Annotated in this window: 19 protein-coding genes; 18 read left to right on the top strand and 1 reads right to left on the bottom strand. The window is 42.3% G+C overall.

The window, feature by feature from the left end; genetic code table 11:
* Nucleotides 1-47: 47 nt before the first annotated feature.
* Nucleotides 48-1,406 (bottom strand): adenosylmethionine--8-amino-7-oxononanoate transaminase, encoded by a 1,359-nt coding sequence (gene bioA / locus Q4591_RS02975; RefSeq protein ID WP_303459286.1) that lies wholly within the window; start codon nt 1,404-1,406, stop codon nt 48-50.
* Between the two features lie 111 nt (nt 1,407-1,517).
* Between bioA and bioB the strand changes: the two genes are divergently transcribed.
* The 18 genes from bioB to Q4591_RS02890 all read left to right on the top strand — a co-directional run bounded on the left by bioB (nt 1,518) and on the right by Q4591_RS02890 (nt 25,402).
* Entirely contained in the window at nt 1,518-2,570 is a 1,053-nt protein-coding gene (gene bioB / locus Q4591_RS02970; protein ID WP_102438017.1) for a biotin synthase BioB, read from the top strand.
* Between the two features lie 34 nt (nt 2,571-2,604).
* Complete coding sequence (locus Q4591_RS02965) at nt 2,605-3,789, top strand: 8-amino-7-oxononanoate synthase (protein ID WP_102531573.1); 1,185 nt, start codon at nt 2,605-2,607, stop codon at nt 3,787-3,789.
* A complete protein-coding gene (locus Q4591_RS02960; RefSeq protein WP_303459282.1) occupies nt 3,789-4,580 on the top strand; it encodes a methyltransferase domain-containing protein in 792 nt (263 codons plus the stop codon). Before Q4591_RS02965 ends, Q4591_RS02960 begins: the two co-directional genes overlap by 1 nt.
* Before the next feature lie 44 nt (nt 4,581-4,624).
* Complete coding sequence (bioD, locus tag Q4591_RS02955; RefSeq protein WP_198589311.1) at nt 4,625-5,341, top strand: dethiobiotin synthase; 717 nt, start codon at nt 4,625-4,627, stop codon at nt 5,339-5,341.
* Nucleotides 5,342-6,040: 699 nt separating this feature from the next.
* On the top strand, nt 6,041-8,311 hold the full coding sequence (locus tag Q4591_RS02950) for a TonB-dependent hemoglobin/transferrin/lactoferrin family receptor (RefSeq protein WP_303459279.1): 2,271 nt from the start codon (nt 6,041-6,043) through the stop codon (nt 8,309-8,311).
* Nucleotides 8,312-8,967: 656 nt separating this feature from the next.
* Complete coding sequence (htpX, locus tag Q4591_RS02945) at nt 8,968-9,831, top strand: protease HtpX (RefSeq protein ID WP_102438007.1); 864 nt, start codon at nt 8,968-8,970, stop codon at nt 9,829-9,831.
* Nucleotides 9,832-10,117: 286 nt separating this feature from the next.
* Nucleotides 10,118-10,453: a cytochrome c3 family protein gene (locus tag Q4591_RS02940; RefSeq protein WP_102438005.1), complete on the top strand. Its 336-nt coding sequence runs from the start codon at nt 10,118-10,120 to the stop codon at nt 10,451-10,453.
* Nucleotides 10,454-10,830: 377 nt separating this feature from the next.
* Nucleotides 10,831-13,635, top strand: a complete 2,805-nt coding sequence (locus Q4591_RS02935; RefSeq protein ID WP_102531571.1) for a nitrate reductase — start codon at nt 10,831-10,833, stop codon at nt 13,633-13,635.
* On the top strand, nt 13,635-14,492 hold the full coding sequence (gene cobA, locus Q4591_RS02930; protein WP_102438001.1) for a uroporphyrinogen-III C-methyltransferase: 858 nt from the start codon (nt 13,635-13,637) through the stop codon (nt 14,490-14,492). Before Q4591_RS02935 ends, cobA begins: the two co-directional genes overlap by 1 nt.
* Nucleotides 14,485-15,660: a glycosyl transferase gene (locus tag Q4591_RS02925; RefSeq protein WP_303459276.1), complete on the top strand. Its 1,176-nt coding sequence runs from the start codon at nt 14,485-14,487 to the stop codon at nt 15,658-15,660. The genes cobA and Q4591_RS02925 overlap by 8 nt, the downstream gene beginning before the upstream one ends.
* A 4-nt stretch (nt 15,661-15,664) precedes the next feature.
* On the top strand, nt 15,665-16,309 hold the full coding sequence (locus Q4591_RS02920) for an ANTAR domain-containing response regulator (RefSeq protein WP_102476412.1): 645 nt from the start codon (nt 15,665-15,667) through the stop codon (nt 16,307-16,309).
* A 398-nt stretch (nt 16,310-16,707) separates the two neighbouring features.
* Nucleotides 16,708-19,323, top strand: a complete 2,616-nt coding sequence (gene nirB / locus Q4591_RS02915) for a nitrite reductase large subunit NirB (RefSeq protein WP_303459273.1) — start codon at nt 16,708-16,710, stop codon at nt 19,321-19,323.
* Complete coding sequence (gene nirD, locus Q4591_RS02910) at nt 19,320-19,643, top strand: nitrite reductase small subunit NirD (protein WP_303459271.1); 324 nt, start codon at nt 19,320-19,322, stop codon at nt 19,641-19,643. The genes nirB and nirD overlap by 4 nt, the downstream gene beginning before the upstream one ends.
* A gap of 70 nt (nt 19,644-19,713) precedes the next feature.
* Nucleotides 19,714-21,123: a NarK family nitrate/nitrite MFS transporter gene (locus tag Q4591_RS02905; protein ID WP_303459352.1), complete on the top strand. Its 1,410-nt coding sequence runs from the start codon at nt 19,714-19,716 to the stop codon at nt 21,121-21,123.
* Between the two features lie 117 nt (nt 21,124-21,240).
* Nucleotides 21,241-22,410: a protein phosphatase 2C domain-containing protein gene (locus Q4591_RS20145; protein ID WP_368501197.1), complete on the top strand. Its 1,170-nt coding sequence runs from the start codon at nt 21,241-21,243 to the stop codon at nt 22,408-22,410.
* A 3-nt stretch (nt 22,411-22,413) separates the two neighbouring features.
* Nucleotides 22,414-23,070 carry a serine/threonine protein kinase gene (locus Q4591_RS20140; RefSeq protein ID WP_368501196.1) on the top strand — a complete coding sequence of 219 codons (657 nt, stop codon included), beginning with the start codon at nt 22,414-22,416 and terminating at the stop codon, nt 23,068-23,070.
* A 171-nt stretch (nt 23,071-23,241) separates the two neighbouring features.
* Nucleotides 23,242-23,796, top strand: a complete 555-nt coding sequence (locus Q4591_RS02895) for a curlin (RefSeq protein ID WP_303459268.1) — start codon at nt 23,242-23,244, stop codon at nt 23,794-23,796.
* Nucleotides 23,797-23,824: 28 nt separating this feature from the next.
* The gene (locus tag Q4591_RS02890) at nt 23,825-25,402 is read left to right on the top strand and encodes a hypothetical protein (protein ID WP_303459265.1); all 1,578 of its coding nucleotides are present in this window, start codon (nt 23,825-23,827) and stop codon (nt 25,400-25,402) included.
* Nucleotides 25,403-25,451: the final 49 nt, after the last annotated feature.

The following is a 25,451-nucleotide window of genomic DNA, read 5'->3' as shown; positions in this document are numbered from 1 at the left end:
GTTTTACACTGCTTTTACGTCAATCAACCAGCTTATTTACACCCCAACTAACCATTACTAAAGCTATCTGCAGCGGCTTGCTCTTGAGTAATATTTGCGGCAATAGTTTTCATGGCTTGGGTTAGTGTCGTCAGTTGCTCTTTGGTAATAGTATAAGGCGGAGTAATGTATATCACGTTGGCAAAAGGTCTTATCCACACACCTAACTCAATAAAGTCTTGCTGCAATTTAGCCGTGTTAACCACGCTATCCATTTCAATTACGCCTACTGCGCCTAATACTCTGACATCCACCACATGTTGATAATCAATAGCTTCAGCAAGTTCAGTCTTCATTTGCAACTCAACATCGCTGACCTGTTGTTGCCATGCGCCAGTTTGTAAAATACTCATACTGGCACTGGCTGCAGCGCATGCTAGCGGATTGCCCATAAAGGTTGGTCCGTGCATAAACACACCAGCAGGGGAGTCACTGACGCCTTTGGCGACTTCATCACTACATAGTGTGGCGGCTAAGCTGATGTAACCGCCGGTTAAGGCTTTACCTAAACACAAAATATCGGCTTCGATATTGGCATATTCATAAGCAAATAACTTGCCGATACGGCCAAATCCCGTAGCGATTTCATCAAGAATGAGCAGGACATGATACTGGTCACATAAGGCTCTAATGGCAGATAAATACTCGGCTGAATAAAAGTGCATTCCGCCAGCAGCTTGCATCACAGGTTCAATAATTATGGCGGCAATATCTTGATGATGCTCAGCTAAAATAGCCTCAAGCGCATCAGTATCACCTTGCTTTAATGCTTCACCGAAAACAGATAGTGGCGCTGGGGCAAAAAGGTGTTCAGTAACCGCTGCGCTAAACATGGTATGCATGCCATTATCAGGATCGCAGACGCTCATCGCGGCAAAGGTATCACCATGATAACCACGCTTAACGGTTAATAAACGCTGCTTTTGTGGTAGCTGTTTACCTTGCCAGTATTGCATGGCCATTTTAATGGCCACTTCAACGGCAATAGAGCCAGAGTCGGCTAAAAAGACTTTGGTTAAATTGGGGCTGGTCATCGCCACTAATTGCTTGCAGAGGTTAACTGCAGGGGCGTGGGTAATACCGCCAAACATTACATGGCTTAGGGTCGTGAGCTGCTGCTGCATCGCTTCAATAATTTCTGGGCGGTTATAGCCATGAATACAGGCCCACCAAGAGCTGGTGCCATCAATGACCTTTTGACCGCTGCTTAAGGTCAGTTCACACCCATCGGCACTATGGACTCCAGTTACGCTGGCAGCTTGACTCATCGAAGTATAGGGATGCCAAATATGCTGTTTATCAAACTCAAAGTCTATAGCTTGAGAATCGATTGTCTGGGATGCTTGCTGATAAAATGAGTTGTTCATATTTTAACCGTTAGTCAAGGTGTAATGCGCGATAGCATTGACAGTTTACGTGCTGAAGGTATCCTAACCCAATATAAAGTGAATATAAAACGAATAACAAAGGATTAATCAATGTCATCATTAGCCATCCGTCATGACTGGACCAAAGCTGAAATAGAAGCGTTATTTGCTTTACCAATGAACGATTTACTGTTTAAAGCCCACAGTATTCATCGTGAGACGTTTGATCCTAATGAAGTACAAATTAGTCGTTTATTATCAATTAAAACCGGTGCTTGTCCTGAAGATTGTAAGTATTGCCCTCAAAGTGCCCGTTACGATACCGGTCTTGAAAAAGAGCGTTTATTGGAAATCGAAAAAGTCATCACCGAAGCCAAAAGCGCGAAAGCAGCGGGAGCATCACGTTTTTGTATGGGCGCTGCATGGCGTAACCCTCGCGAGCGCGATATGCCATATTTAACCCAAATGGTTAAAGATGTAAGAGCATTAGGCATGGAAACCTGTATGACACTGGGTATGCTGTCAAAAGAACAGTCTGACGAACTTGCCAAAGCAGGTCTTGATTACTATAACCACAACCTTGATACCTCACCTGAATATTATGGCGATGTGATCACCACCCGTACTTATCAAAACCGTATTGATACTTTAACCAACGTGCGTCAGTCAGGCATGAAAGTGTGTTCTGGCGGTATTGTCGGTATGGGCGAAAAAGCGACAGACAGAGCAGGTTTATTACAACAGCTAGCTAATTTAGAGCAGCATCCTGATTCAGTACCGATTAATATGTTGGTTAAAGTTGCAGGTACGCCATTTGAAAAGATAGATGACTTAGATCCCTTTGAATTTGTGCGCACCATTGCCGTTGCACGTATTATTATGCCTAAATCTCGAGTGCGTTTATCAGCTGGGCGTGAAAGCATGACTGATGAATTACAATCTATGTGTTTCTTTGCTGGTGCTAACTCTATTTTCTACGGTTGTAAGTTACTGACGACACCCAACCCTGAAGAAAACGATGATATGAGCCTATTTAGACGTTTAGGGCTACATCCTGAGCAAGGACCATCAGCTGACATTGAATCTGACACTGCGTTATTGGCTAAAGCCAATGCAAAAAAAGATAAAGCAACGCAACAATTCTTTGATGCCGCGGCGTTATAAAGCGATGCACATTTGTCAGTAGAAGGCAGTATTCATGGCAAATCACCCAATATCATCACGAATAAGTCATCGTTTGCAGCAGCTGCAAACCGATGGCTTGCTGAGGCAAAGAAAGTTAGCTGAGTTAGACAAGGCATCGGCTAACAACTTAGCTCCAACAATTCCCAATATTATTGATTTCAGTCACAACGATTACCTTGGGCTGGCCAATGATCCTGAGATGATTGCCGCTATTCATGCTGGCGCGATAAAATATGGTGTTGGCAGTAAAGCATCGCCATTAGTATCTGGATACAGTGAAGCCCACCTAAAGCTTGAACAAGGTTTATGTGAGCTGACCGGTCATGAAGCAGGGCTATTATTTTGCTCTGGATTTAGTGCCAATCAAGCGTTAATCAAAACCTTATTTGAAGCAGGCGATGTGATTATTGCTGATAAGCTTATTCATGCATCAGTGATAGACGGTGTAAAAGACAGCGGCGCTGCACTTAAGCGCTATAAACACAATGATATAACCCATGCAGAGCAGTTACTTAATCGATTTCCTAATAGCGCCTTATTTACCGAAAGCGTTTTTAGTATGGATGGCGATCGTGCGCCATTAGATGCGTTATCGAACTTGTGTAAGCAGCATAATAGTTGGTTAGTGGTTGATGATGCCCATGGTTTTGGAATCAATTATGAAGAGCTTGCTAGCAATCGCTTTAACGTCAGCAGAGCGGCAGTTACACCACAATGCGATATTCAAGTCATTACCTTTGGTAAAGCCCTCGGCTGCCAAGGCGCCTGCGTTTTAGCGTCACAGCAAATTATTGATTATATGGTGGCGCAATCACGGCATTACATTTATTCAACCGCACTGTCACCTGCCAGTGCTCATTTAGCGTTAACAGCGGTTAATTTAACTCAGTCGCAACCTGATAAAGCATCAACATTGTTTGCCAATATTGCCTTCTTTAGGTCGCTTTGTAATGCTAAAAACATTGCGCTAACAGAGTCAACAACCGCCATTCAGCCTGTAATTATCGGTGACAGTGAACGAACTTTAGCAATAGCAAAGGCATTAAAGCAACAAGGTTTACAGGTCGGGGCAATCAGGCCGCCAACAGTGCCTAAAGGGCAGGCAAGGCTGAGAGTGACCATTAATGCCAGCCATAATGCCGAGCAAATAACCCAATTAGTTGATGCACTAGCAGTGCAGTTACCAAGAGAATATTAATGAATCTAGATAACCCCGTAGCGGTTAAATTCTCCCAAGCTGCAGCTACCTATAAACAACACGATGTATTACAGCGCATCACGGCTAGCAGGTTAATAAAACTTGCTAATACTGAGTATAATGCCGATAAAAAAACAGGTTTAACCGGGCATTTATTGGATTTAGGCTGTGGCCCAGGTACTGACTTTGAATCAAATCAGGGCCAGATATCAAATGTCACAGCGGTTGATTTATCGCCTCAAATGTTACAAGTGGTGCAGCAGTCTTTTCCGCAATATCACACTGTTTGCGCCGATGCGGCGAACTTACCCATAGCTGCAAACAGCATGGACAGTATTTATTCCAACTTAGTCTTGCAGTGGTGTGATGATTTAACCCAAGTGTTTAGTGAACTAAATCGGGTCATAAAACCTCAAGGCCAAGCATTCATTAGTGTGGTGAGTGAGGGCAGTCTTTCAGAGCTTGAAACTCTAGGTCTAGGCCATAATAGCTTTAGGCATCTAGATGATATTATAGCCGCGATTGATACCACTCAATGGCAAATCCTATTTGCTGAGACCACTACCGAACAAGTATATTTTGCCGATTTAAAGGCATTACTTTACTCAATTAAAGGGGTCGGGGCGTCAGTAAATGAATACCAAGATAAAAGCTTAACGGATAAAAAAACTAATCGTTTGCGCGGTCGTAAAGATTGGCTCGCGTTAATGGATAAAGCGGAAAGCTTACGTGAAGCAAACGGCTTACCTTTAAGCTATAACATCAGCTATTTACAACTTGTTAAGCGTTAATTTTCATACAATTGGATATAAACAGTGAAGGGGTTATTTCGATGATTTATTTTGTTACTGGCACTGATACTGACAGCGGAAAAACCCTGATTTCATCGGCGCTACTTAATCTTGCAACAAGAAAAACGGCTCTAGCTAAAATAACTGTCGCTAAAACCACAGAAGCTAAAACCCTCGGCGTCAAACCTATTGCCTCAGGTTGTATTGAAACAGACGCAGGGCTTAGAAATAGCGATGCGCTAAGCCTAATTGAACAATCAACTATCACGCTCGATTACAATCAAATTAACCCTATCGCATTTAAACCCGCCATTGCACCGCATATTGCCGCAAAGCAACAAGGGGTGAGTTTAACTGCCAGTGGCGTTGTTGATTTATTGCCACTTGAAGCACTAAACAGTGCCGAGTTTGCATTAATTGAAGGTGCTGGTGGCTGGAGATTACCTTTAAGTAAAGGCCAATATTTATCGCAATCAGTACAGCAGCTGGCTCAGCAAAATGATGTTGGGGTTATTTTAGTGGTGGGCATGAAGCTTGGTTGTCTTAACCATGCATTATTAACCCAAGAGGCCATTGAAGCTGACGGGCTTAATATTGCAGCTTGGGTCGCTAACCAAGTTGACCCTGAAATGAGTGAAATAGAAGAGAACTTATCAAGTTTAAAAGAGTTAATGACGGCGCCATTCTTAGGTTATGTGCCGTACTTAAGTGAGCCAACAGCTATAAATGCCGCTGTGCATATTGATAACTCGACCTTATAGAGACTTAAGTTTTGATTTTTAGCCTTTGTCTTTTTGCTTACAAGTAGTTGTTTTAGCATTTGATATTTTCAAGGAGAGAAATCATCGAATTTGCACCAGAGTTTACCAAGGCAGAAAAAATACGCAGGGTGGTATTGTATGCCTTGCTGGGCCTTTTCATTTATATCACCCATCAAAAGTGGCTATTTCCTTTTATTTCTTGGTATGCGACTACCGCTCACTGTCACACGCCTTTTGGTTTTTCTGGCATCAGGTCAACTCATACCCACCAATGTATAGCGTTCAGTTCGCATGGGAGTATTTATATTATACGATTTTAGATTAGTCGTTTTATCAAGGTAAACTTACCCTTTAAACATGTATTTTGGTTTTTACTGTTCACTCCCCCGCATATTTTTAATATCGCTATGATCTTCTCTTTAAAACCTTATGGAAACCCTACGGCATTGGCCAACCGCTTTGGGTGTTGGGATCTTGAGTTGTTAATGATGCTCAACTGTTAATTATTGTTGGCTTTATTTTGCAGCTAATTAAATATCCGTGACCGCTAACAATGTAAAAATAAGAAAACCCTTAAGTTTGAATATCAACAATGAATATTGAGATCATGATCGCTATGTGAAAATTTGTTCATGCTAGAATCCTGCGCCATTAAAGATGAGATTAATTCCTATTAAGGTTTTTTTAAGGATAGTGTTGATGAAGCAACTTTCGATCAAGTTAATTAGTGCCGCGATTGCCGCGGCATTGTCCCCTCAAGTTATTGCGGATACTGGTGAAATTGTATCGCAAGAAGAAATCAAACAATCTATTTCAAATTTTCATGATGTAATTGTGATTTCTGGTTCTCGTATGGAGCAAACACTTGATCAAGTTGCCGGTTCGGTTGTGGTTATTGATGAAGAATCGATAGCGCGTAATATGAGCACCGACTTTGCTTCATTATTTAGAACAGAAGCTGCCGTTGATGTTAAAGGCGGCGCAGGTAAGCCAAGCTCGGTGACTATTCGTGGTATTGGCGGCAACCGCGTGATGATGGTTAAAGATGGCGTTCGGGTTAATAACCAGTATGCATCACCATTAGGCCCAGGCGCTGAAGGCACAGGCCGCGGATTAACTGAAGTTGAAGGCTTAAAGCAAGTTGAAGTGTTAAAAACTGCAGCATCGACTATGTATGGCTCCGATGCTTTAGGTGGCGTGATGGTCATGACCACTAAAGATGCGGATGATTACTTACGTGGCAGTGATTATTATTTCTCTGCAAATGGCGGCTACACAGGTATGAACGATGAGTTCAGCGGTGGCTTTACTAGCGCATTTGCAGCAGGTGATTTTGATAACCTAGTCAGTTATCAACGTCGTAGTGGTGAAGAACAGCAAAACTACTACAACACATTACCAGATAGTGACTTAGTCACAGACAGCTTATTACTAAAAAGTAAGTATCACTTTAATGATGATACTAACCTGCAATTAACCGTTGATTACATGAATCAACAGCTTGACCGCTGGGAAACCTATGCAGGAGATCCTGACAAAGGTGAACAAGATACTTCAATCGATTACGACCGCCAAACTCAAGCGTTAAATACCTCATTACGTTTACGCTCAACGAAAGACCGTATCATTCATGACAATGTTGATTTCGTACTCTATTACGGTAAAACCGACCAAAGTGAAAAACGTGACTACTTTAATGGTATCAGTGGTGCAGACCGAGTAATAACGGAGCACCGTGATTACCAGTTTGATGAATACCGTTTTGGTTTTGCCAGTACTTTTAGTAAGGCATTGTCACTACCCGGTCATGACCACAATATTATTTATGGTGTGGATGTAGAGCAGTCTGAAATGAGCCGCCCACGCAGCTATCAAGATATCGATGAAAATGGCAATTCTACGCCATCAGATATCGATACCTTCTCATTTGCTGATACGAAAAGTTTACGCGCTGGCATATTTGTTCAAGATGATATGACCTTCTTAGACGGCAAACTGAACGGTATTGTGGGGCTGCGTTACGATTACTTCAAAAACACGCCTGATCAACAGCAAGCTGAAGATGCTGGCCGTGATCCTGAAGATTTTGCCGCGATGAGTGATGGTTTTTGGTCTCCTAAGCTTGGCCTTGTATACCACATGACTGAAAACGTGAATGTGTATGCCCAATATGCTTATGGCTACAAAATGCCAACCCCAGATCAAAAGTGGGGTGAGTTAGAAGTCAAAGATGGCGCGATGCCATTTCCGGTTATCATTGAGGCAAACTACGACTTAGAGTCAGAATCTAGTAACACCATTGAAGTGGGTGTTCGTGGTGATCATGGCGACACACGATATGAATTTACCACTTTCTATACTCAAGCTGACAATTATATTGATTGGGAATTTGTTGGTTGTAGTGGTAAGACTGGGCCATTAGCATGTATTGGTATGCCGAAGTCTCTTGAATATCGTTATATCAATTTTGATAAAGTCACTTTATATGGTGCCGAAGCATCATTTGGTCATTGGTTTACCGATGAACTTGAATTGTGGGGTAATATTGCTTACACCCATGGCGAAGATCAAAACGGCGATTACTTAAATAGCGTAAGTCCATTAAAAGGTAACTTGGGAGTAAATTATTATACTTACCTAGGTAACACTGAAGCTGACTTTGGCTTAACCATGCGCTTTGCTGATCAAATGGACCGTACTACAGATTTGAATATTTTTCCAATAGGAGCAGCATTCAATGAAGTGTATAACACGGCAGGCTACGCAGTATTTGATTTGACGGCTAACTTCCATGTGAATGATAACTGGACGGTACGCGCTGGCGTATTTAACCTGTTTGATAAAGAATATATTGAGTATTCTGATGTAGCGGGTCAGTCAAAGTTCTTAATGGGTAATATGGGCGTGACTGAAGAGACTTATTCTCAACCAGGTCGCTACTTTAACGTTAAACTGAGCTACACTTTTTAATGAATTAGAGTCAGTTTACTGAATGAGTTCACTGGATTGAGTGATAAAGAAAGCGTTAAATTCTTATGGGATTTAACGCTTTTTTATTGGCTGATACTCTTATGTAGACATGAGTGCTCCACTCACTTAAATGGGTATTTATAAGTTGACGGCATGCTGATTAATGTCAATGACCGGGAAGCCCCATTATGAATGAATAGCCATTAGCTAAACTTAACAGTTAACTCACTCGCAGCGTTCAAGGTAAGGTTATGAATAAAAGGGATACTGGGCTGAATGAGGGTTATAAATTGCTAACTAATTAAATTAGTTATTGTTCTGCTCCTTAGTGACGATATTAACAAAGATTAATCGCCATCTATCCGCTAAACACTAGGCTTTCTAGCAAATGCTGGTTAGATTTAAGTTTCGATTAATACTAGCTGCCTAGACTCTGCCCGCTACTAAGTTAAGCATTTAGCTGAGGTTAGGCTTAGTGTGGTATTTTTAACTAATCTGTCATTTTATGTCAGTTTTTTCTATTAGACGCTTGAAATATCTTTTTTAGGACATATTATGTCGTTAAGTGTTTAATAATATTTTTGCGTTCAAGTCAGCTTGAGCATTGAGCTCAGGCGTTGAGTTTATGTCGGCATGAATGCCAGTTAGGAGTTGTAATGTTACGTATCGGTTTACTAATCGCCACCAACTTAGCCATTTTGCTAGTTGCTTCGATTGTGATGTCTCTGCTTGGTGTAAGCACATCAAGCATGAGTGGTTTATTAATTTTTGCTGCTATGTTTGGTTTTGGCGGCGCATTTATCAGTTTAGCTATCTCTAAGTGGATGGCGAAGAAAACCATGGGTTGTGAAGTTATTACAAACCCTCGTGATAATACTGAACGTTGGTTAGTTGACACCGTTGCTCGTCAAGCGCAGCAAGCTGGGATTAAAATGCCAGAAGTGGCAATTTACCAATCTGAAGAGATGAACGCATTTGCAACGGGCCCAAGTAAAGATAACGCGCTAGTTGCTGTGAGTTCAGGCTTACTTTACGGTATGACCCAAGATGAAATCGAAGGCGTACTGGCTCACGAAGTTAGCCACGTGGCTAACGGTGACATGGTCACCTTGACCCTTATTCAAGGTGTCGTGAATACCTTCGTTATTTTTGCCGCTCGTGTTGTTGCAGGTATTGTGAATAACTTCGTTGCGAGTAATGATGAAGAGGGTGAAGGTCTTGGTATGTTTGCATACATGGCTGTGGTTTTCGTACTTGACATGTTATTTGGTATTTTAGCGTCTATGGTTGTGGCTTACTTCTCTCGTATTCGTGAGTTTAAAGCCGATGAAGGTGCGGCCAAGCTTGCTGGCAAAGATAAGATGATTGCGGCATTAGAGCGTTTAAAAACTGGCCCAGAAACGGGTGCAATGCCAGCGCAAATGTCAGCATTAGGTATTAACGGTAAACGTTCAATGACTGACTTTTTAATGAGCCATCCACCACTAGAAAAACGTATTAGCGCCCTTAGAAATAGTTAATAATGTGATCTTGGTTATAAAAGGAGCTTAATAGCTCCTTTTTTATTGCTTCCCTTTTTATTTTAACTCGTTAATATAACCTTCTTTTCAAGGTGATACATTATGTAACGCTTTTTAGGTGTCAGAGATGATGATTGAATTTTGCCGCTGACTATTTAGTGTTGCTAAATTAACCAGTGTTAGCTAAGTTTATAACTGAGCCTAAAAAAGTCGTTCTGAAAATTGATATCGATTAAAGGTCTCTCTATTAGAGCCTTTTTGACTATCGTAACTGGAGGGTATAATAGTGAGCAATAAAATACTTGTAGCAATGTTTGCAGCAGCTTTAGCTGTAGTAACTTTGTCATCAAATGCATTCGCTGCAGATGAAGTTTTAGCTGATTTCCACGCTGAAATGGGTGGCTGTGAAAGTTGTCATGCTGATGGCGAGCCATCTGCTGACGGTGAGCATGAGTTCGCGCAGTGTCAAGACTGTCACGGAACACTTGCGGAAATGGATGAAAACCATGCGCCACATGATGGCATGTTAATGTGTCAAGACTGTCACGCACCACATGACATGAATGTTGGTGAAAAACCGACTTGTGATAGCTGCCATGATGATGGCCGCGTTGCTAAATAACTGATGATTATTTAGCTTTAAGCAAAGTTTAAAAGCGCTGAAATTCAGCGCTTTTTTATTGCCCCAGTTTTGCTGTTTATAAATAACTTTTATATTTCCGCCGACATTAGCTCAAAGAATAATTCCACATGAATATTCAATTCATGGCTTAGCATTTATCACACTACCTATACGGTATACCTCTAAAGTGGTATTAATTTTCTTTTGTTTTCAACGACATGTGCGTTATTGGTGCGGCTTGGTGCACTTTTGTTGAACAAAAGTAGCGATTTTAAATTTGCCTTATTTGTAAACGGTTTGTAAATCATTAAGTTAGCAATTGGCACGAGATTTGCGACGTTATTGTCATTGAATTTGAGTCACTGAAGGGAAGTTGCATGTCTAATATCCAATCTAGTTGTGCTTATTGCGGCGTCGGCTGCGGAATAAGTGTAACCCCTAGCAGTCTTAACGACATTGGATTTGAGCTTGAAGGTGATCGTACTCACCCAGCCAATAAAGGTCAGTTATGTGCCAAAGGTGAGCGTTTATTAGAAAGCTTAGTCCAGCCAAATAGTTTACGTTATCCCAAATATAAGTCTGGTAAGTCAGTTGCTTGGCCTGAAGCTATCACGACAATTGCTGACACCTTTAAACAAACTATTGCGCAATATGGACCAGACTCAGTTGCATTTTATTTATCAGGGCAACTTTTAACTGAAGATTACTATGTGGCTAATAAATTGGCCAAAGGCTTTATTGGCACGGCGAATGTTGATACCAATTCACGCCTTTGTATGTCTTCTGCTGTAAGTGCGCACATGCGCGCATATGGAGAGGATGTTGTAGCGGGTTGTTATGACGATTTTGAACAGGCACAAGTAATAGTATTAGTGGGTTCAAACGCAGCGTGGACCCATCCGGTTTTATTTCAGCGGATGATTAAAGCCCGCCAGCGTTATGGCACTAAAATTGTCGTAATTGACCCAGCTAAAACTGCTACGGCAAGCCAAGCAGACTTACATCTTCAAATCGCGCCGGGGACAGATACGTTATTATTTAATGGCTTACTGAATTTCATTGCCAAAAATGAAGCGTTAAATCAGCCATATATTGATGCGCACACTGAAAACTTCACTCAAACCTTAGCACACGTTGCCAGTCAAGCCACTGATGTTGAAACACTTGCCCAAGCGTTATTAGTGCCTATTGCTCAGTTGCAGGATTTCTATCAGTTATTTATCTCTCACGCAAAAGTCATGACAGCTAGCTGCCAAGGGGTAAACCAATCTATTGCAGGCACTGACACTAGCAATGCGATAATCAATTGTCACTTAGCTCTTGGTCAGGTTGGTAAGGAAGGTTGTGGTTTCTTTTCACTTACAGGCCAACCGAATGCCATGGGTGGGCGTGAAGTGGGCGGTTTAGCGACACAACTTGCTTGTCATATGGGGTTTTCTGAGCCGGAGCGTCAAGTGTTAGGAGATTTTTGGCAGTCTGAGGTGATCGCGACTGATAAGGGTCTCACAGCCGTTGAATTATTTGATGCTATGGCAGATGGAACAATTAAAGCGGTGTGGATTATGGGCACTAATCCAGTGGTGTCATTGCCTAATACTGCAAAAATAACTGCGGCATTAGAAACCTGTCCTTTTGTGGTGGTGTCTGAGATAACACAAGACTCTGCGACTGCGCAATTAGCCGATGTGTTATTACCTGCACAGGGTTGGTCTGAAAAATGTGGCACTGTCACTAACAGTGAGCGAGTGATTAGCCGCCAACGTGGCTTTATACAAGCTAAAGGCACTGCAAAAGCTGATTGGTGGGCCTTGGCAGAAGTCGCAAAAGCGATGGGTTTTGAACAAAGTTTTAGCTTTAAAAACAGTGCTGCCGTTTTTAAAGAATTTGCCCAGTTATCTAAGCTTGTAAAGCAATCTTTTCCAGGCAAGCAGTTTGATTTAAGCGGTTTGGCTGATTTAACGGATGAGCAATATGATGAGTTACTACCGACGCAGTGGCCTGCTGCTAACCATGGTGCCATAGGGGGCAATAAGCAAAGATTGTTTGCCGATGGCATATTCGCCACCGCATCATCAAAAGCGCAATTTATTGAAACCACTGCAGATTGCCAAATAGCCCCTTTGCCAGCTGGGCAAGTACGCTTAAACAGTGGTCGCAGCCGAGATCAATGGCACACCATGACCCGCACAGGTCATATTGCGGCGCTTAGAGCCAGTATCCCAGAGCCTGTTATTGCTGTTCATCCTTCGACTTTAGCGCAATTAAAATTAATTGAAGACGACTTGGTAACTTTTGCTGCCCCCAATTTATCAATAACCAATTTTGCCGTGGCAAGAGTGGTTGCAGATGACTCCCAAGCGCCAGACTTGGGGTTTATGTCAATGCATTGGTCTGAGCAGTTCTCGTTAGGTAAGGGCGTTAATACCCCACTTGATAGTCAGTTTGACCCTTACTCAAAACAGCCAGCGTTTAAATGCCAACCCGTGTCGTTAACTAAAGTTGCTGTGACATTGCAAGGGATCGTTTTTGGTCTGCATGATCCACACATGCAAGGCCTGAACTGGAATGTTCAGCAAACATTAACCACTGGCAGTTGTTATCACATCGGTTTTGAAAATACAGATGCAGCATTTGCTTATCAGTCAACGGTACACGCTTTAAAATGGACAATTTCCCTTGCTAGTCAGCAAATTATCCATGTGCATTGCAATATCAGTAACGGCTTGTTGGTATCACTGAAACTGTTAAGTCGCACAAAGGTCGCTGTTTCCCTTGAAGCGATGAATTTGCTTATTGGTCAAACAGTAGATGTTGCATTAATGCGTCAATTACATCAGCTGATTAAAGCTGGTAACAGCCCACTAATTTGCGCCTGTACCGGTGTCACACAAGCCAATATTGAATATGCCATGCTGCAAAAACTTGATAATGCAGTATTCAGTAAACGTGCCTTAGCATCTGATTTTACTAGCGCCACAGCGATTAACACTGATATCACACAAGCAGATTTTGATAAGGCGTTAGATGAAACCCAAACAGAGCTAGGCTGCGGCAGACAATGTGGTAGCTGCCACAGTGAAGTGGGTCAATGTGCCAATGATATTTGGCATATTGCTTTAGCTGAGATAACGACTGAGTTGTCAGAGCAAGAACGTAAATCAGCCCAAGAGGAGGTGGCGTAATGAGTCATACATTGAATAAGCTAATTAACTTTAATAGCGCAGCCGCTAATAATGATTTGATTTCGGGTGATGTCGAAATTGTCGGTGCAGGTTGCGGGCAATTAGATTTAATGACCATTAAAGCCGCCAGAATAGTGTCTCAAGCTGAGGCGCTGGTTTATGACAGCTTGGTCAGCAGCGATATTCTTTCATTAGTCTCTGCAGATTGTCAGCGCCACTTTGTGGGTAAACGTTGTGGTCAGCCAAGTTATAAGCAAGATGATATAAACGCTTTACTAGCAAAGCTTGCCACACAAGGACTCAAAGTTGTACGTTTAAAAGGTGGCGATCCGCATATTTTTGGGCGCGGGGCTGAAGAGTCTCTGTATCTTGCTAAATTAGGGATCGCTAGCCGATTTACCCCTGGTATTACAGCAGCTTTAGGCTGCGCCTCAACCACAGGTATTCCGCTAACGTACCGCGGCATGGCTCGTTCAGTCACGTTAGTCACTGGTACCCGCATTACAAATGATGGGCTAGATCAGGCTCCAACTCATTGGAAAGGCTTATTAGAAGCACAATCTACCTTAGTTTTTTACATGGGCAAGGAGCAAGCAGCAGCAATTTCAGCAGGACTTATGTCTGTTAAAGCTGAGGCAAACTTACCCGTGGCACTTGTCACCAATGGCGGCAGACCTAATCAGTTAATCACTTATGCCAATGTTAGCAATATGGCCAAGCAAGCGACATTAATTAAAGACAGTGGCCCAACCTTAATCATCATTGGTGAAGTGGTTGCAGTGGGTCAAGAATTAGCTGGCTTATTGTCTGATATAAAAGCCAAGCCAACAGATTTTGTGGAGGTGGCTTATGGTTGAGCAACAAACGCAAGATATGCTTAATGCCGCTGATTTTGATAGCCGTAAGCTCATCAAAGCAATGGGCAAAGGGGTTAAAGGTAGCCGCAGTTTGAATTTTGCTGAAGCCGCTTACTTGATTAAAGGTTTTGCAAGTGGTGACATTTCTACTGCGCAAATGGCGGCAGCGATGATGCTTATGCGAGTGCGAGGTGAGTCAGTTGAAGAACTTGCTGGTGTAGCGTCTGGGCTAAAGCAGTTGGTTTCTTCTCAGTGGAAAACTATTAAAGCAGATATTGATTGGCCGGTATATGCCGGTAAGCGCGAGCAGTTACCTTGGTTATTATTAGCGGCAAAAATGCTGGCTAAACAAGGTAAAACCATTGTATTACATGGAGATAGTCAATCATTACCTCATCGTCGTCATGTTGAATCATATATTGCGGCTTTAGATATTCCTAAATGTGACAACGCCGAAACCGCCGCAGAAATGTTAGCGAAAACAGGGCTGATTTACCTTAACAGCGCAGATGTTATTCCAGTATTAAATGATTGCCGCGCTTTACATCAAGAGTTGGGTTTACGAAGTTTTATTCAAATGTCTGCTCGCTGCGTTAACCCGTGTAATGCAGCATTTAGCCTACGCAGTTATTTTCATCCTGGATTAGATAAATTGCATCATCAAGTGGCAGCGCTTTTGGCAAAGGATAGCTGCCAAAGAGAAGCGGCAGATATTGCTATTTTTAAAGGCCTGCAGGGGGAGACAGAAATCAACCCTCGTGTCAGTACTCGGGTAGGTTTACTGCGTTTTAATGGCCAACATGAAGCTAACTTTGCAGAGATTAATCTGCCTACCCAACTTGAGGCATTTGTGGGGGCAAAGCTTGGTCAAGCTGATTTGTCTGCTGCTGTACTGGCGCAACTTTGGCGGGCTGAAGACATTGCTGAGGCCGATTTATCAACGGCACAATTACAGCAAGCGATAGCCAGTGTCACCGCCACGATAGCGCTGGTAAATGTGCTATGTAATAAAGGATTAGCTATTAATGATGCCTTAGAACATGCCAAAAAAGTCTGGTTTGAGCGAAATAAATATGTCATTCAAGACTCAAATGTCATGGGGTCGTCCCTTTGGCAACATATTGAAAATAACGTTATTCCGTCAACTCGTCATGCAGTAAGGAGTTAAGCATATGGTTAATTATATCTATTGTGACCCATCATTTAATAACAATGCATTGCTGACAGATTATAAAATCCAACTAAATCAGTTTCAGGCATGTGTAGAAGTAACAAGCCTCAGCCAACTAGAACAAAATGTGCTTAAAGGAAACGGATCATGTTTAGTATTTCTAACCAATGAGTTACAACCCTTGCAGCAAGCATTTATTGAGCGTTTGTTATCGAATACGGCTTTACCCATTATTGTGAATGCTCAGCATTGGGATGAAAATCATCTAGCCAGTTTGTTACTTTGTGGCAGGGTGACTTTCGTACCCGAGCAGCTGTCAGCAAAACGCTTAAGCTCTTTAGTTAACCTAGCAAAAATTCGCTTTGATAATGCTTCAAATATGCTCGAAAAAGTGAAGCAATTAGATGAGAAATGTGTCGCGATGAAGCTGGTGTCAAAAGCCAAGTCGTTACTGCAATTGCAGGGTATTAGCGAAAAAGTAGCGCATGAATTGATCCAAAAACAGGCTATGAGCAAGGGGGTAACCGTAGCTGAAATGGCAAAAAGTATCATTGCAGCGGCAAAACAAATTGAAGCAAATCAAAGAGGGACGAACCGAATGCAACAATTTGGTGCGAGTGCGCCTGTGGTGACCAGTATAGCCTAGTATCTTTTTAGGCTAATACATTATTTTGTATATTTACAATGACTTACGATTTTATGTTTGTTGGCATAGTCAATGCTTAGTATTTGCTAGATCGTGTGAGCAATTAAGTTGTGTGAAGCATTAGCTGGCATTAATAAATCGCTGTGTAAATAAATAACCGTGGAAATAAAGAGTTTAGGTCAAGCGTTATCATCATGACAAACTGTAGCTTGAATCTCTAACTTCTAAATGCAATGGCGCGTGCACGTAATCGTCGTTAATCGAGACGCTATAACAGTGTAGTTTAAACAGTTTATAGTTAAAATTTGAAGGCTTTTGGCAATGGCGCCAGCTCTGTTAACCCAGAGGCTGGCGCTTTTTTGTTTTTAGGGCTTCAACAAAAATTCAAGGAGCCTTCTATGGCAAATGCAAAATCCAAGCTGGTAGTAATAGGTAATGGCATGGTGGGTCATCACTTTATCGAGCAATTATGTAGTCAAGGGTTGCAGCAGCAATTTGATATTGAAGTGTTTGGTGAAGAGCCCCGACCTGCATACGATAGGGTGCAACTGTCAAAATATTTTGAAACCGGTAGTGCCGATGAATTGATGCTAACTAGCGCTGAGGATTATCAAGATTGGGGGGTAAAGTTGCACCTTGATAGCCGAATTACCGTGCTAGATACCGCCAATAAAACCGTGACCACAGAAGCGGGCATAACGACAGCCTATGACAGTTTAGTCCTTGCAACAGGATCTTATCCATTTGTCCCACCTATTGCTGGTAACGATAGAGAAAGCTGTGTGGTGTACCGCACCATAGAAGATTTACAAGACATTGAAGCTGCGGCGAAAAAATCTAAAGTTGGCGTGGTAGTCGGTGGCGGCTTATTAGGCCTTGAAGCGGCAAATGCATTAATGGCCCTTGGCGTAACAACTCATGTTGTTGAATTTGCACCACAGTTAATGCCAGTACAATTAAATGATAAAGCGGGTGACTTACTAAAAAGTAAAATTAATGACTTAGGTGTATCAGTACATACCTCTAAAGCCACCACCGCCATTATCGATGGTGAGAGCGCACAGCACCGCATGACATTCAACGATGATAGTTTTCTTGAAACTGACATGATTGTGTTTTCTGCCGGTATTCGACCTCAAGATGCATTAGCGAGAAGCAGCGGTATGCAAATGGGTGATCGCGGCGGCATTGCAATTGATGATAACTGCTTAACCTCAGCTCCCGATGTTTATGCCATCGGTGAATGTGCATTATGGCAAAACCGCATTTTTGGCCTAGTTGCCCCAGGTTATCAAATGGCGCGAGTCGCTGTGTCGCATTTAGCGGCAGGAGTTGCTAAGGCGCCTGCGCCATCATTGGCATTTACTGGTGCGGATATGAGCACCAAACTCAAGCTATTAGGTGTTGATGTTGCCGCTATTGGTGAAAGCCGCGGTTTCGACAATGCGCAATTTGTGGAGTTATCTGACAATCAATCAGGCATATATAAAAAGCTGTGGTTAGATGAGTCGGGTCAATATCTTAAAGGCGCAGTATTAGTGGGCGATAACAGTGATTATGCCCGTTTACTGGATTTGTATTTATCGCAAGATGCAATTGAAGGCAATGCGGTTGAATTATTAATGACGGGTGATGAAACGGCGCTTGAATTAAAAGACAGCTCAATAGTTTGTTCTTGTCATCAAGTGACTAAGGCTGATATCGCCACTTCAGTGACCAAAGGCAATCATACCATTGCTGCAATCAAGACCTGCACCCGAGCCGCATCTGGCTGTGGTGGTTGCGCGCCATTGGTGAAGAAAATCATGGATGAAGCGCTCGTAGCAGAAGGGGTTGAGTGCAATACTGGCATTTGTGAGCATTTTGAACAGGATAGACAGTCTTTGTATCACTTGTGCCAAGTTGAAAACATTACTGACTTTGAGACGTTAATTACTCGCCATGGTAAACACGCTGGTACCAATGCTGGGTCGACGTTTGGTTGTGACATTTGTAAGCCCGCAGCAGGGTCAATTTTTGCTTCATTGCAGAATAAATATGTTTTAAACCAAGAGAGCAGTCATGTTCAGTTGCAAGATACTAACGATGCCTATCTTGGCAATATACAAAAAGATGGTACTTACTCTGTGGTGCCGCGAATTGCAGGTGGTGAAATTACCCCTGATGGTTTAATTGCCATTGGCGCCGTAGCCAAAGAATATGACTTGTACACCAAAATCACTGGTGGTCAGCGAATCGACTTATTTGGCGCAAAATTATCAGAGTTACCGAGTATTTGGGGCAAATTAATTGCTGCCGGGTTTGAAACCGGTCATGCCTACGGTAAATCGCTGCGTACGGTTAAATCTTGTGTGGGTAGCACTTGGTGTCGTTATGGTGTTCAAGACTCTGTGTCTACAGCCATTGATTTAGAGAACCGCTATAAAGGCTTACGTGCGCCCCATAAAATTAAGTTTGCTGTCTCGGGTTGTACTCGAGAATGCGCAGAAGCCCAAAGCAAAGATATTGGTGTTATCGCAACCGATAAAGGTTGGAACTTATATGTTGCTGGGAATGGCGGTATGCGCCCACGTCATGGTGATTTATTTGCTACCGATTTAGATACCGATACCTTAGTCAAATATATCGACAGAGTTCTGATGTTTTATATTAAAACCGCTGATAAATTACAACGCACTTCAGTGTGGATGGAGTCGCTTGAAGGTGGTTTAGCATATCTACAGTCGGTGGTGATACAAGATAGTTTAGGCCTTGCTGCAGAGCTTGATAGTCAAATGGCCAAAGTGGTCGCGGCTTATCAATGTGAGTGGAAAACCAGTCTTGAAAAACCTGAATATCTTGCCCGTTTTAATGAGTTCGTTAACCCTGATGCTCAGCCTGAAGGTGAAACACACCTGTATCATCGCGCCCGTCAGCAGCGTTTTCCTGCTATGTCGTCTACCGGTGCAGGAAACATTGCGATTAAAGAAATTGAATCAGAATTAGAATCAGAAATTGCGGAGGAGTTGGTATGAGTTGGGTGAATGTATGTAATGAGTCAAGCTTACCTCAAGGCACGGGGATTGCGGCGTGGGTTGCAGGTAAAGCCGTCGCCATTTTTGATTTAGGTAAACACGGTTTGTTTGCCATTGATAATGTTGACCCTGCAACAGGGGTGAGTTTGTTAGCGCGTGGGCTAATTTGCGAGGTTGAAGGTAAGTTATGTGTTGCTTCTCCGCTATATAAACAGCATTACAGCTTAGCAACAGGTATCTGTCTAGAAGACAATGCTTTGGTTGCCTCGCCATACGAAATTAAAAAGGAAGCTGGCCAGGTATTGGTTTTAGCTAAATAAAAGGACGTGCAGTATGAGTTCTCAGAAATTTAATCTATTTTCGTTTTCGGGCAAGATGAAAGTCTAGCATCTGAGTTGGGTGGCATTTTTTATCACTTTTGTGGTGTGGTTTAACGCTGCACCTTTACTCAGTGTTATTGCAGACAGCTTAGGACTAACAAAGTCACAAATCAAAACCTTACTTATTTTGAATGTGGCGTTAACGATTCCTGCTCGGGTTATTATCGGCATGGTGACCGACAAATACGGCCCGAGACTGACTTATTCAGTATTAATGGGGGTCTGTTCCATACCTTGTTTTATATTTGCAGTTGCCGACTCGTTCGAGCAATTAGCCATGGCTCGGTTCCTGATTGGCTTTATTGGTGCGGGTTTTGTTATTGGTATTCGTATTGTCAGTGAATGGTTTCCTGCAAAAGAGTTAGGCACGGCCGAAGGTATTTATGGCGGTTGGGGCAACTTTGGTAGCGCAGCTGCAGCGTTTACTTTACCTGCGGTGGCCATTTACTTTGGCGGCGAAGATGGCTGGCGTTATGCCATTGGTCTTACGGGAGTTATGAGCTTCTTATTTGCTTTTGTCTATTATTTTAACGTCACAGATACTCCAAAGGGCTCGACTTACTTTAAACCGAAAAAAGCGGGTGGCTTAGAGGTAACCAGTAAAGGTGATTTCGCACTGCTAATTTTCATGAAGATCCCGATGTATGCAACACTTGCTCTACTGGCATGGAAGTTATCTCCAGCAGGCGTGAGTATGCTTGAGCAACAAATGACCTATATCATTTATGCTTCATTAGTCGTCATTTTCATTTTTGATGTTTATAAAACCTATGAAGTGAATAAAGATATTTTTGTTAAAGAAGTGCCTGAGTTTGAACGTTATAAGTTTAAACAGGTGGCTGTACTTAATGTGCTTTATTTTACGACTTTTGGATCAGAACTCGCCGTAGTGTCAATGTTGCCACTGTTTTTTGCTGAGACATTTGATTTAGGGATGGCACAAGCGGGTATGGTTGCCTCTAGCTATGCCTTTATGAACTTAATGTCTCGTCCGGGCGGTGGTTGGTTAAGTGATAAGTTTGGCCGTAAGACAACATTGATGATTTTAACTGCCGGTCTAGCTGTTGGTTACTTTGCCGTCAGTCACATTGATGGTACTTGGTCATTACCTTTAGCTATTGTGGTGGTAATGGCGTGTTCATTCTTCGTTCAAGGCGGTGAAGGTGCTGTGTTTGCTGCAGTGCCACTGATTAAACGTCGATTAACAGGGCAAATAGCAGGCATGACAGGTGCTTATGGTAATGTCGGCGCGGTGTTCTTTTTAACGGTCTACTCTATGGTACCGACACCCGTGTTCTTTAATGTTATTGCTGTCAGTGCGGTGCTAGGGTTTATTACTTTATTCTTCATGACTGAACCCAAAGGCCATATCGCTGAGGTGAATGAAGAAGGTGAAGTTACCTTGATTAGCGTTAACTAGTTTATATTATTGGCTATGACTTAATATAAATAATGCTAAACGCTATTGTTACTAACCCTGAAAACACCGCTAATGAATTTAGCGGTGTTGTCGTTTTTATTAAAAGGTGGACATTGGGTGATTAATGCTAATTTTGAGTCTAAATCAGGGTCTGAACTTAAGACTGAATCTAATGTAAAGCTGCATGAAGAAAATAGAACCCAAGATCAACTGCCTATATCGGGCGTGTTGGAAGTAAAGGCGGGTCAAGTCTCAGATAAAGGCAGAAAAGCGGATAATGAAGATGCTATAGGCATTAAAATTCCTTCAGGTTTAATGTTAACCACCAAAGGTATTGTGAGTGTTATCAGCGATGGGGTTAGCGCAGCTGAAGGTGGTGCAAAAGCCTCTGCCATCAGTGTGAGTAACTTTATCGCTGATTACTATTCAACGCCTGAATCCTGGAGCGTTCAAACATCCAGTACCCGTGTTCTTACGGCGTTAAATCGGTGGTTGTATGGCTTAGGGCAAGATTATCGCGATGCCAGAAAAGGCTATGTGTGTACGTTTAGTGCATTGGTTTTCAAGTCTTGCTCGGCGCATATGCTGCATGTTGGTGACTCACGAATCTATCGTTTTCGCGATGGTGAGTTAATGAAGGTAAGTCGTGATCACAGCACTTCAGTAAATCAATTTTCCAGTTATCTTACCCGCGCTATTGGCATGGATGTAAAGTTAGATGTTGATTATAAGCAGGTTAACCTTGCTTTAGATGACATGTATTTACTGACGACGGATGGTATTCATGATGTGGTGACCGATCATGAATTGTCGAAAATGTTGATTCATCTACAGCAAAGCCACGCTGAAATTACTGACGAATTATGTGAAGCATTTTGTCAAAAAATGGTCGATAAAGCCTATCTGTTAGACAGCCAAGATAACCTCAGTGCGCAGTTAATTTCAATCTCACAGCTGCCAACTCAAGCTATTGACGATGTTTATCATAAACTCGCCAGCCGACCTTTTCCGCCGCCACTATCAGTAGGGATGAAGTTAGATGGCTATGAAGTGACGGGGATTATTCATCAAAGTCAGCGCAGCCAAGTTTATGTGGTAAAAGACAAGCAAGGTATTGAAAAGTGCATGAAAACGCCGTCGGTAAATTACATTGATGACGGGGCTTATATTGAACGTTTTATGCTTGAAAGTTGGATAGGGCACCGTATTAATAGCATTCATGTGGTTAACGTTGTCGATCATCATATGCCTAAATCAGCGCTGTACTATCTCACTGATTATTTATAAGGGTTGAGCTTAGCTGATTGGATGACGCAACATAAACGCGGCCCGGTTGAAGATGTGCTGCAGCTTTTAAAACAAGTTGAGGCGGGTATTCGCGCTTTTCATCGTAAAGAAACCCTGCATCAAGATTTAAAGCCGGACAATATTTTCATCACTCGAGAGGGGATTGTTAAAATTATCGATTTTGGTGCCTGTTACATTAAAGGTATTGCTGAAATCACCACCCCGCTTAAACGCGATACCATTCTGGGCACTGCAGATTATACTGCGCCTGAGGTCATACTGGGTTATCAATCTGATGGCCGTGCCGATTTATTCTCTTTTGCTGTTATCGCTTATGAGATGTTGGCCGGTGAACAACCCTTTAAAGGCCAATTAGGTAAATGCTTAAGCCGAAAAGATTTTGAAAAACTGGTTTATATACCTGTTTATGCAACCAATCCTATGGTGCCTGAGTGGATGGATAAAGCATTAGAAAAAGCATTATCCATAGAACCCGCTACACGTTTTGCTGATAGTAGTGAATTTTTACATGCGTTAACGACTCCTGCCTCAACCACTTCAAAAACGTCTATTCCGTTTATTCAGCGTAATCCCATTAAGTTTTGGCAAACGCTGAGCGTGACATTATTTCTTTGGTCGATGTATTTATTATTTAAATAAACAACTCAGCCAGCATTGTTTCTCATCTTTTTATCGTCCTAAAGTTTTGATTTTAACTCCTGGTAAGATTTTAATACTAGAGGATGATTCGAACAAGAAATAGTCAGCCCATACTCTTATGGTGAAGGTATTGAAAGAATAACGTCTTTCATTCTAATAAGGATATGAAGCATGGATATGCAACCGCCAATAATAACAACTCATCGAAAAAACCGCCCCAGAGCACATTCTACAATATTCGCCGCGTTACTATTTTTGGTGATGAACCTCGTGAGCCTACCGAGCTATAGTCAGCCAGATTTGAGTTACTTTAATGAGCTTTCTAGCTTCGAAAATACGACTCAAGTGAACCAAGATGGTTTTGATCATGATTTAACACTGGATCAATCAGGTGTTGGCCACCAACTTTATGCTCAACAATTGGGGCACACTAATTCCATTCAAGTTAACCAACAAGGGTCGCAACAATATTCTGCTGTTTATCAGTCTGGTGCCAATATCGAAGCTGAAATTTTGCAGATGGGGGCCGGTAATGTGCTGGTGTCATATCAAGATGGTGACAACCTTTATGTGGATATTATGCAAACAGGCACTGCAAACGTGGCGTTGATAAAACAAAGCGGATTCGATAATTCAATTGGCATAAAACAGTATGGTTCTGGCCTTGCCGTAGGCGTGCTGCAATGGGGTAATGGGCAACATGTTGCCATAACCCAAGGGAAGTAACAAACAAAGCGTAAAAGGAAATACCACGATGAAACAAACATATATAGCGATATTGATTACAGCAACATTAGGTTTAACTAGCGCATTTGCCAGTGACAGTAATACGGCAATTGTGGATCAATGGGGCCAGGATAATGCCGTTACAGTGACCCAGCAGCTTAATAGCGAAGGTAATACAGCGATCATTGATCAAGATGGCTCATTAAATACCGCAGACATTGTCCAACAAGATACCTCGGACTCTTCAGCAACTATCACCCAAAAGGGTGATGAAAACCACGCTGAAATTTATCAGCATCATTCAACAGAAACTGCATCGGCAGTAATAAACTCCGAAGGTAACGGTAATAGCGCTGAAATCGAGCAGCAATATTATAATGGCTTTAATGCGACCGCGACGGTGAATCAACTGGGTGATAGCAATAGTGCTAAAGTCATGCAAAATAATGCCGATGGCGCGCTATCTACCATTAATCAAACGGGTAATGGCGATAATGCCGAAATAAGAAACTACGTGTCAGACTTTGCCGATGCCACCATTAATCAATCGATTGGCAGCGGTAATGATGCTTATATTAATCAAGATAATTCCGATGGCGCATCAGCCACCATAACCCAAGCGGGGATGGACAATTCAGCAGATATTTTCCAACAAACGGGTGATTTAAGTGATTCTGTCGTTGATGATACGTCTGCGATAATAACCCAAACGGGTGAGTCTAATCGTGCATATATCAGCCAAGGTGAGTTTATTGACCCAAATGCTGCGGGTAACCAAGTGGCAGGTTATCAAAGGGGTAATTCGGCAGTAATTGATCAAGATGGTTTTTTAAATCACGCTGATATTTCTCAGCAAGACGCCTCAAATACAACAGCGGTTATCACTCAACATGGCGATGAAAATACAGCCCAAATAATACAATATCCCGCTGCAATGAATATGATTTCTGAAGTCACTCAAATGGATCAAAGTAATGACACCTGGATTTATCAAGTGGGTGAGACTAATTCGATAAAGGTCAATCAAAGTGGCTCAAGCTTAGGCATGGGTAATCGCGTTAGGGTGGAACAAGATGGTGGTAGGGACAACAATATTACTATTGAGCAAATTGGTAACTTAAACTCGGTCAGTAGTTACCAAGCTGACGGTATATCGACCACTGTGAATATTAATCAAGTGGGTGATGGTAATCAGGCTAGTACTGCACCATATGGTGGTAGTTCTGGGCTCAGTGTCTTCACTATTGATCAGTATGGAAACAATAATAACGCAGGTATAGACAGCTTTCAGGGCGGGGCAGAAGGAATAATTGTTCAGCAGGGCGATGACAATCACGCATTAGCATTTATATCGTCGGATCAAACCAGTATCGACATAAATCAAATAGGGGATTTGAATATCGCTGATGTTGAGTCATGGCAAGGCTCGAGCAATGATATTGATATCGCTCAAATTGGCGCAGCTCATCAAGCATATGTAGTTATTGACACCGGAGCTGGCAGTAACCATGTTGCGATTACGCAAACCGATTCAAACAATTATTCATCAGTGGTTGTAAATGGTGCCAATAACTCTGTAATCATCAACCAGGGCTCGGGATTGTAGTGTGATGGTTTATTAATGGGGCAACTCTTTTAAAGGAAGCCTCATAAAT

Origin of the sequence: Shewanella sp. 3_MG-2023, from assembly GCF_030548765.1 — a bacterium.
Lineage (GTDB): Bacteria > Pseudomonadota > Gammaproteobacteria > Enterobacterales > Shewanellaceae > Shewanella.
Note: the sequence above shows the minus strand (reverse complement) of the source record. Positions and strands in the feature narration are given on the sequence as shown.

Coding starts and splice junctions, on each gene's coding strand:
- bioA (WP_303459286.1), bottom strand. CDS start 1,406: ATGAACAACTCATTTTATCAGCAAGCATCCCAGACAATCGATTCTCAA.
- bioB (WP_102438017.1), top strand. CDS start 1,518: ATGTCATCATTAGCCATCCGTCATGACTGGACCAAAGCTGAAATAGAA.
- Q4591_RS02965 (WP_102531573.1), top strand. CDS start 2,605: ATGGCAAATCACCCAATATCATCACGAATAAGTCATCGTTTGCAGCAG.
- Q4591_RS02960 (WP_303459282.1), top strand. CDS start 3,789: ATGAATCTAGATAACCCCGTAGCGGTTAAATTCTCCCAAGCTGCAGCT.
- Q4591_RS02950 (WP_303459279.1), top strand. CDS start 6,041: ATGAAGCAACTTTCGATCAAGTTAATTAGTGCCGCGATTGCCGCGGCA.
- htpX (WP_102438007.1), top strand. CDS start 8,968: ATGTTACGTATCGGTTTACTAATCGCCACCAACTTAGCCATTTTGCTA.
- Q4591_RS02935 (WP_102531571.1), top strand. CDS start 10,831: ATGTCTAATATCCAATCTAGTTGTGCTTATTGCGGCGTCGGCTGCGGA.
- cobA (WP_102438001.1), top strand. CDS start 13,635: ATGAGTCATACATTGAATAAGCTAATTAACTTTAATAGCGCAGCCGCT.
- Q4591_RS02925 (WP_303459276.1), top strand. CDS start 14,485: ATGGTTGAGCAACAAACGCAAGATATGCTTAATGCCGCTGATTTTGAT.
- Q4591_RS02920 (WP_102476412.1), top strand. CDS start 15,665: ATGGTTAATTATATCTATTGTGACCCATCATTTAATAACAATGCATTG.
- nirB (WP_303459273.1), top strand. CDS start 16,708: ATGGCAAATGCAAAATCCAAGCTGGTAGTAATAGGTAATGGCATGGTG.
- nirD (WP_303459271.1), top strand. CDS start 19,320: ATGAGTTGGGTGAATGTATGTAATGAGTCAAGCTTACCTCAAGGCACG.
- Q4591_RS02895 (WP_303459268.1), top strand. CDS start 23,242: ATGGATATGCAACCGCCAATAATAACAACTCATCGAAAAAACCGCCCC.
- Q4591_RS02890 (WP_303459265.1), top strand. CDS start 23,825: ATGAAACAAACATATATAGCGATATTGATTACAGCAACATTAGGTTTA.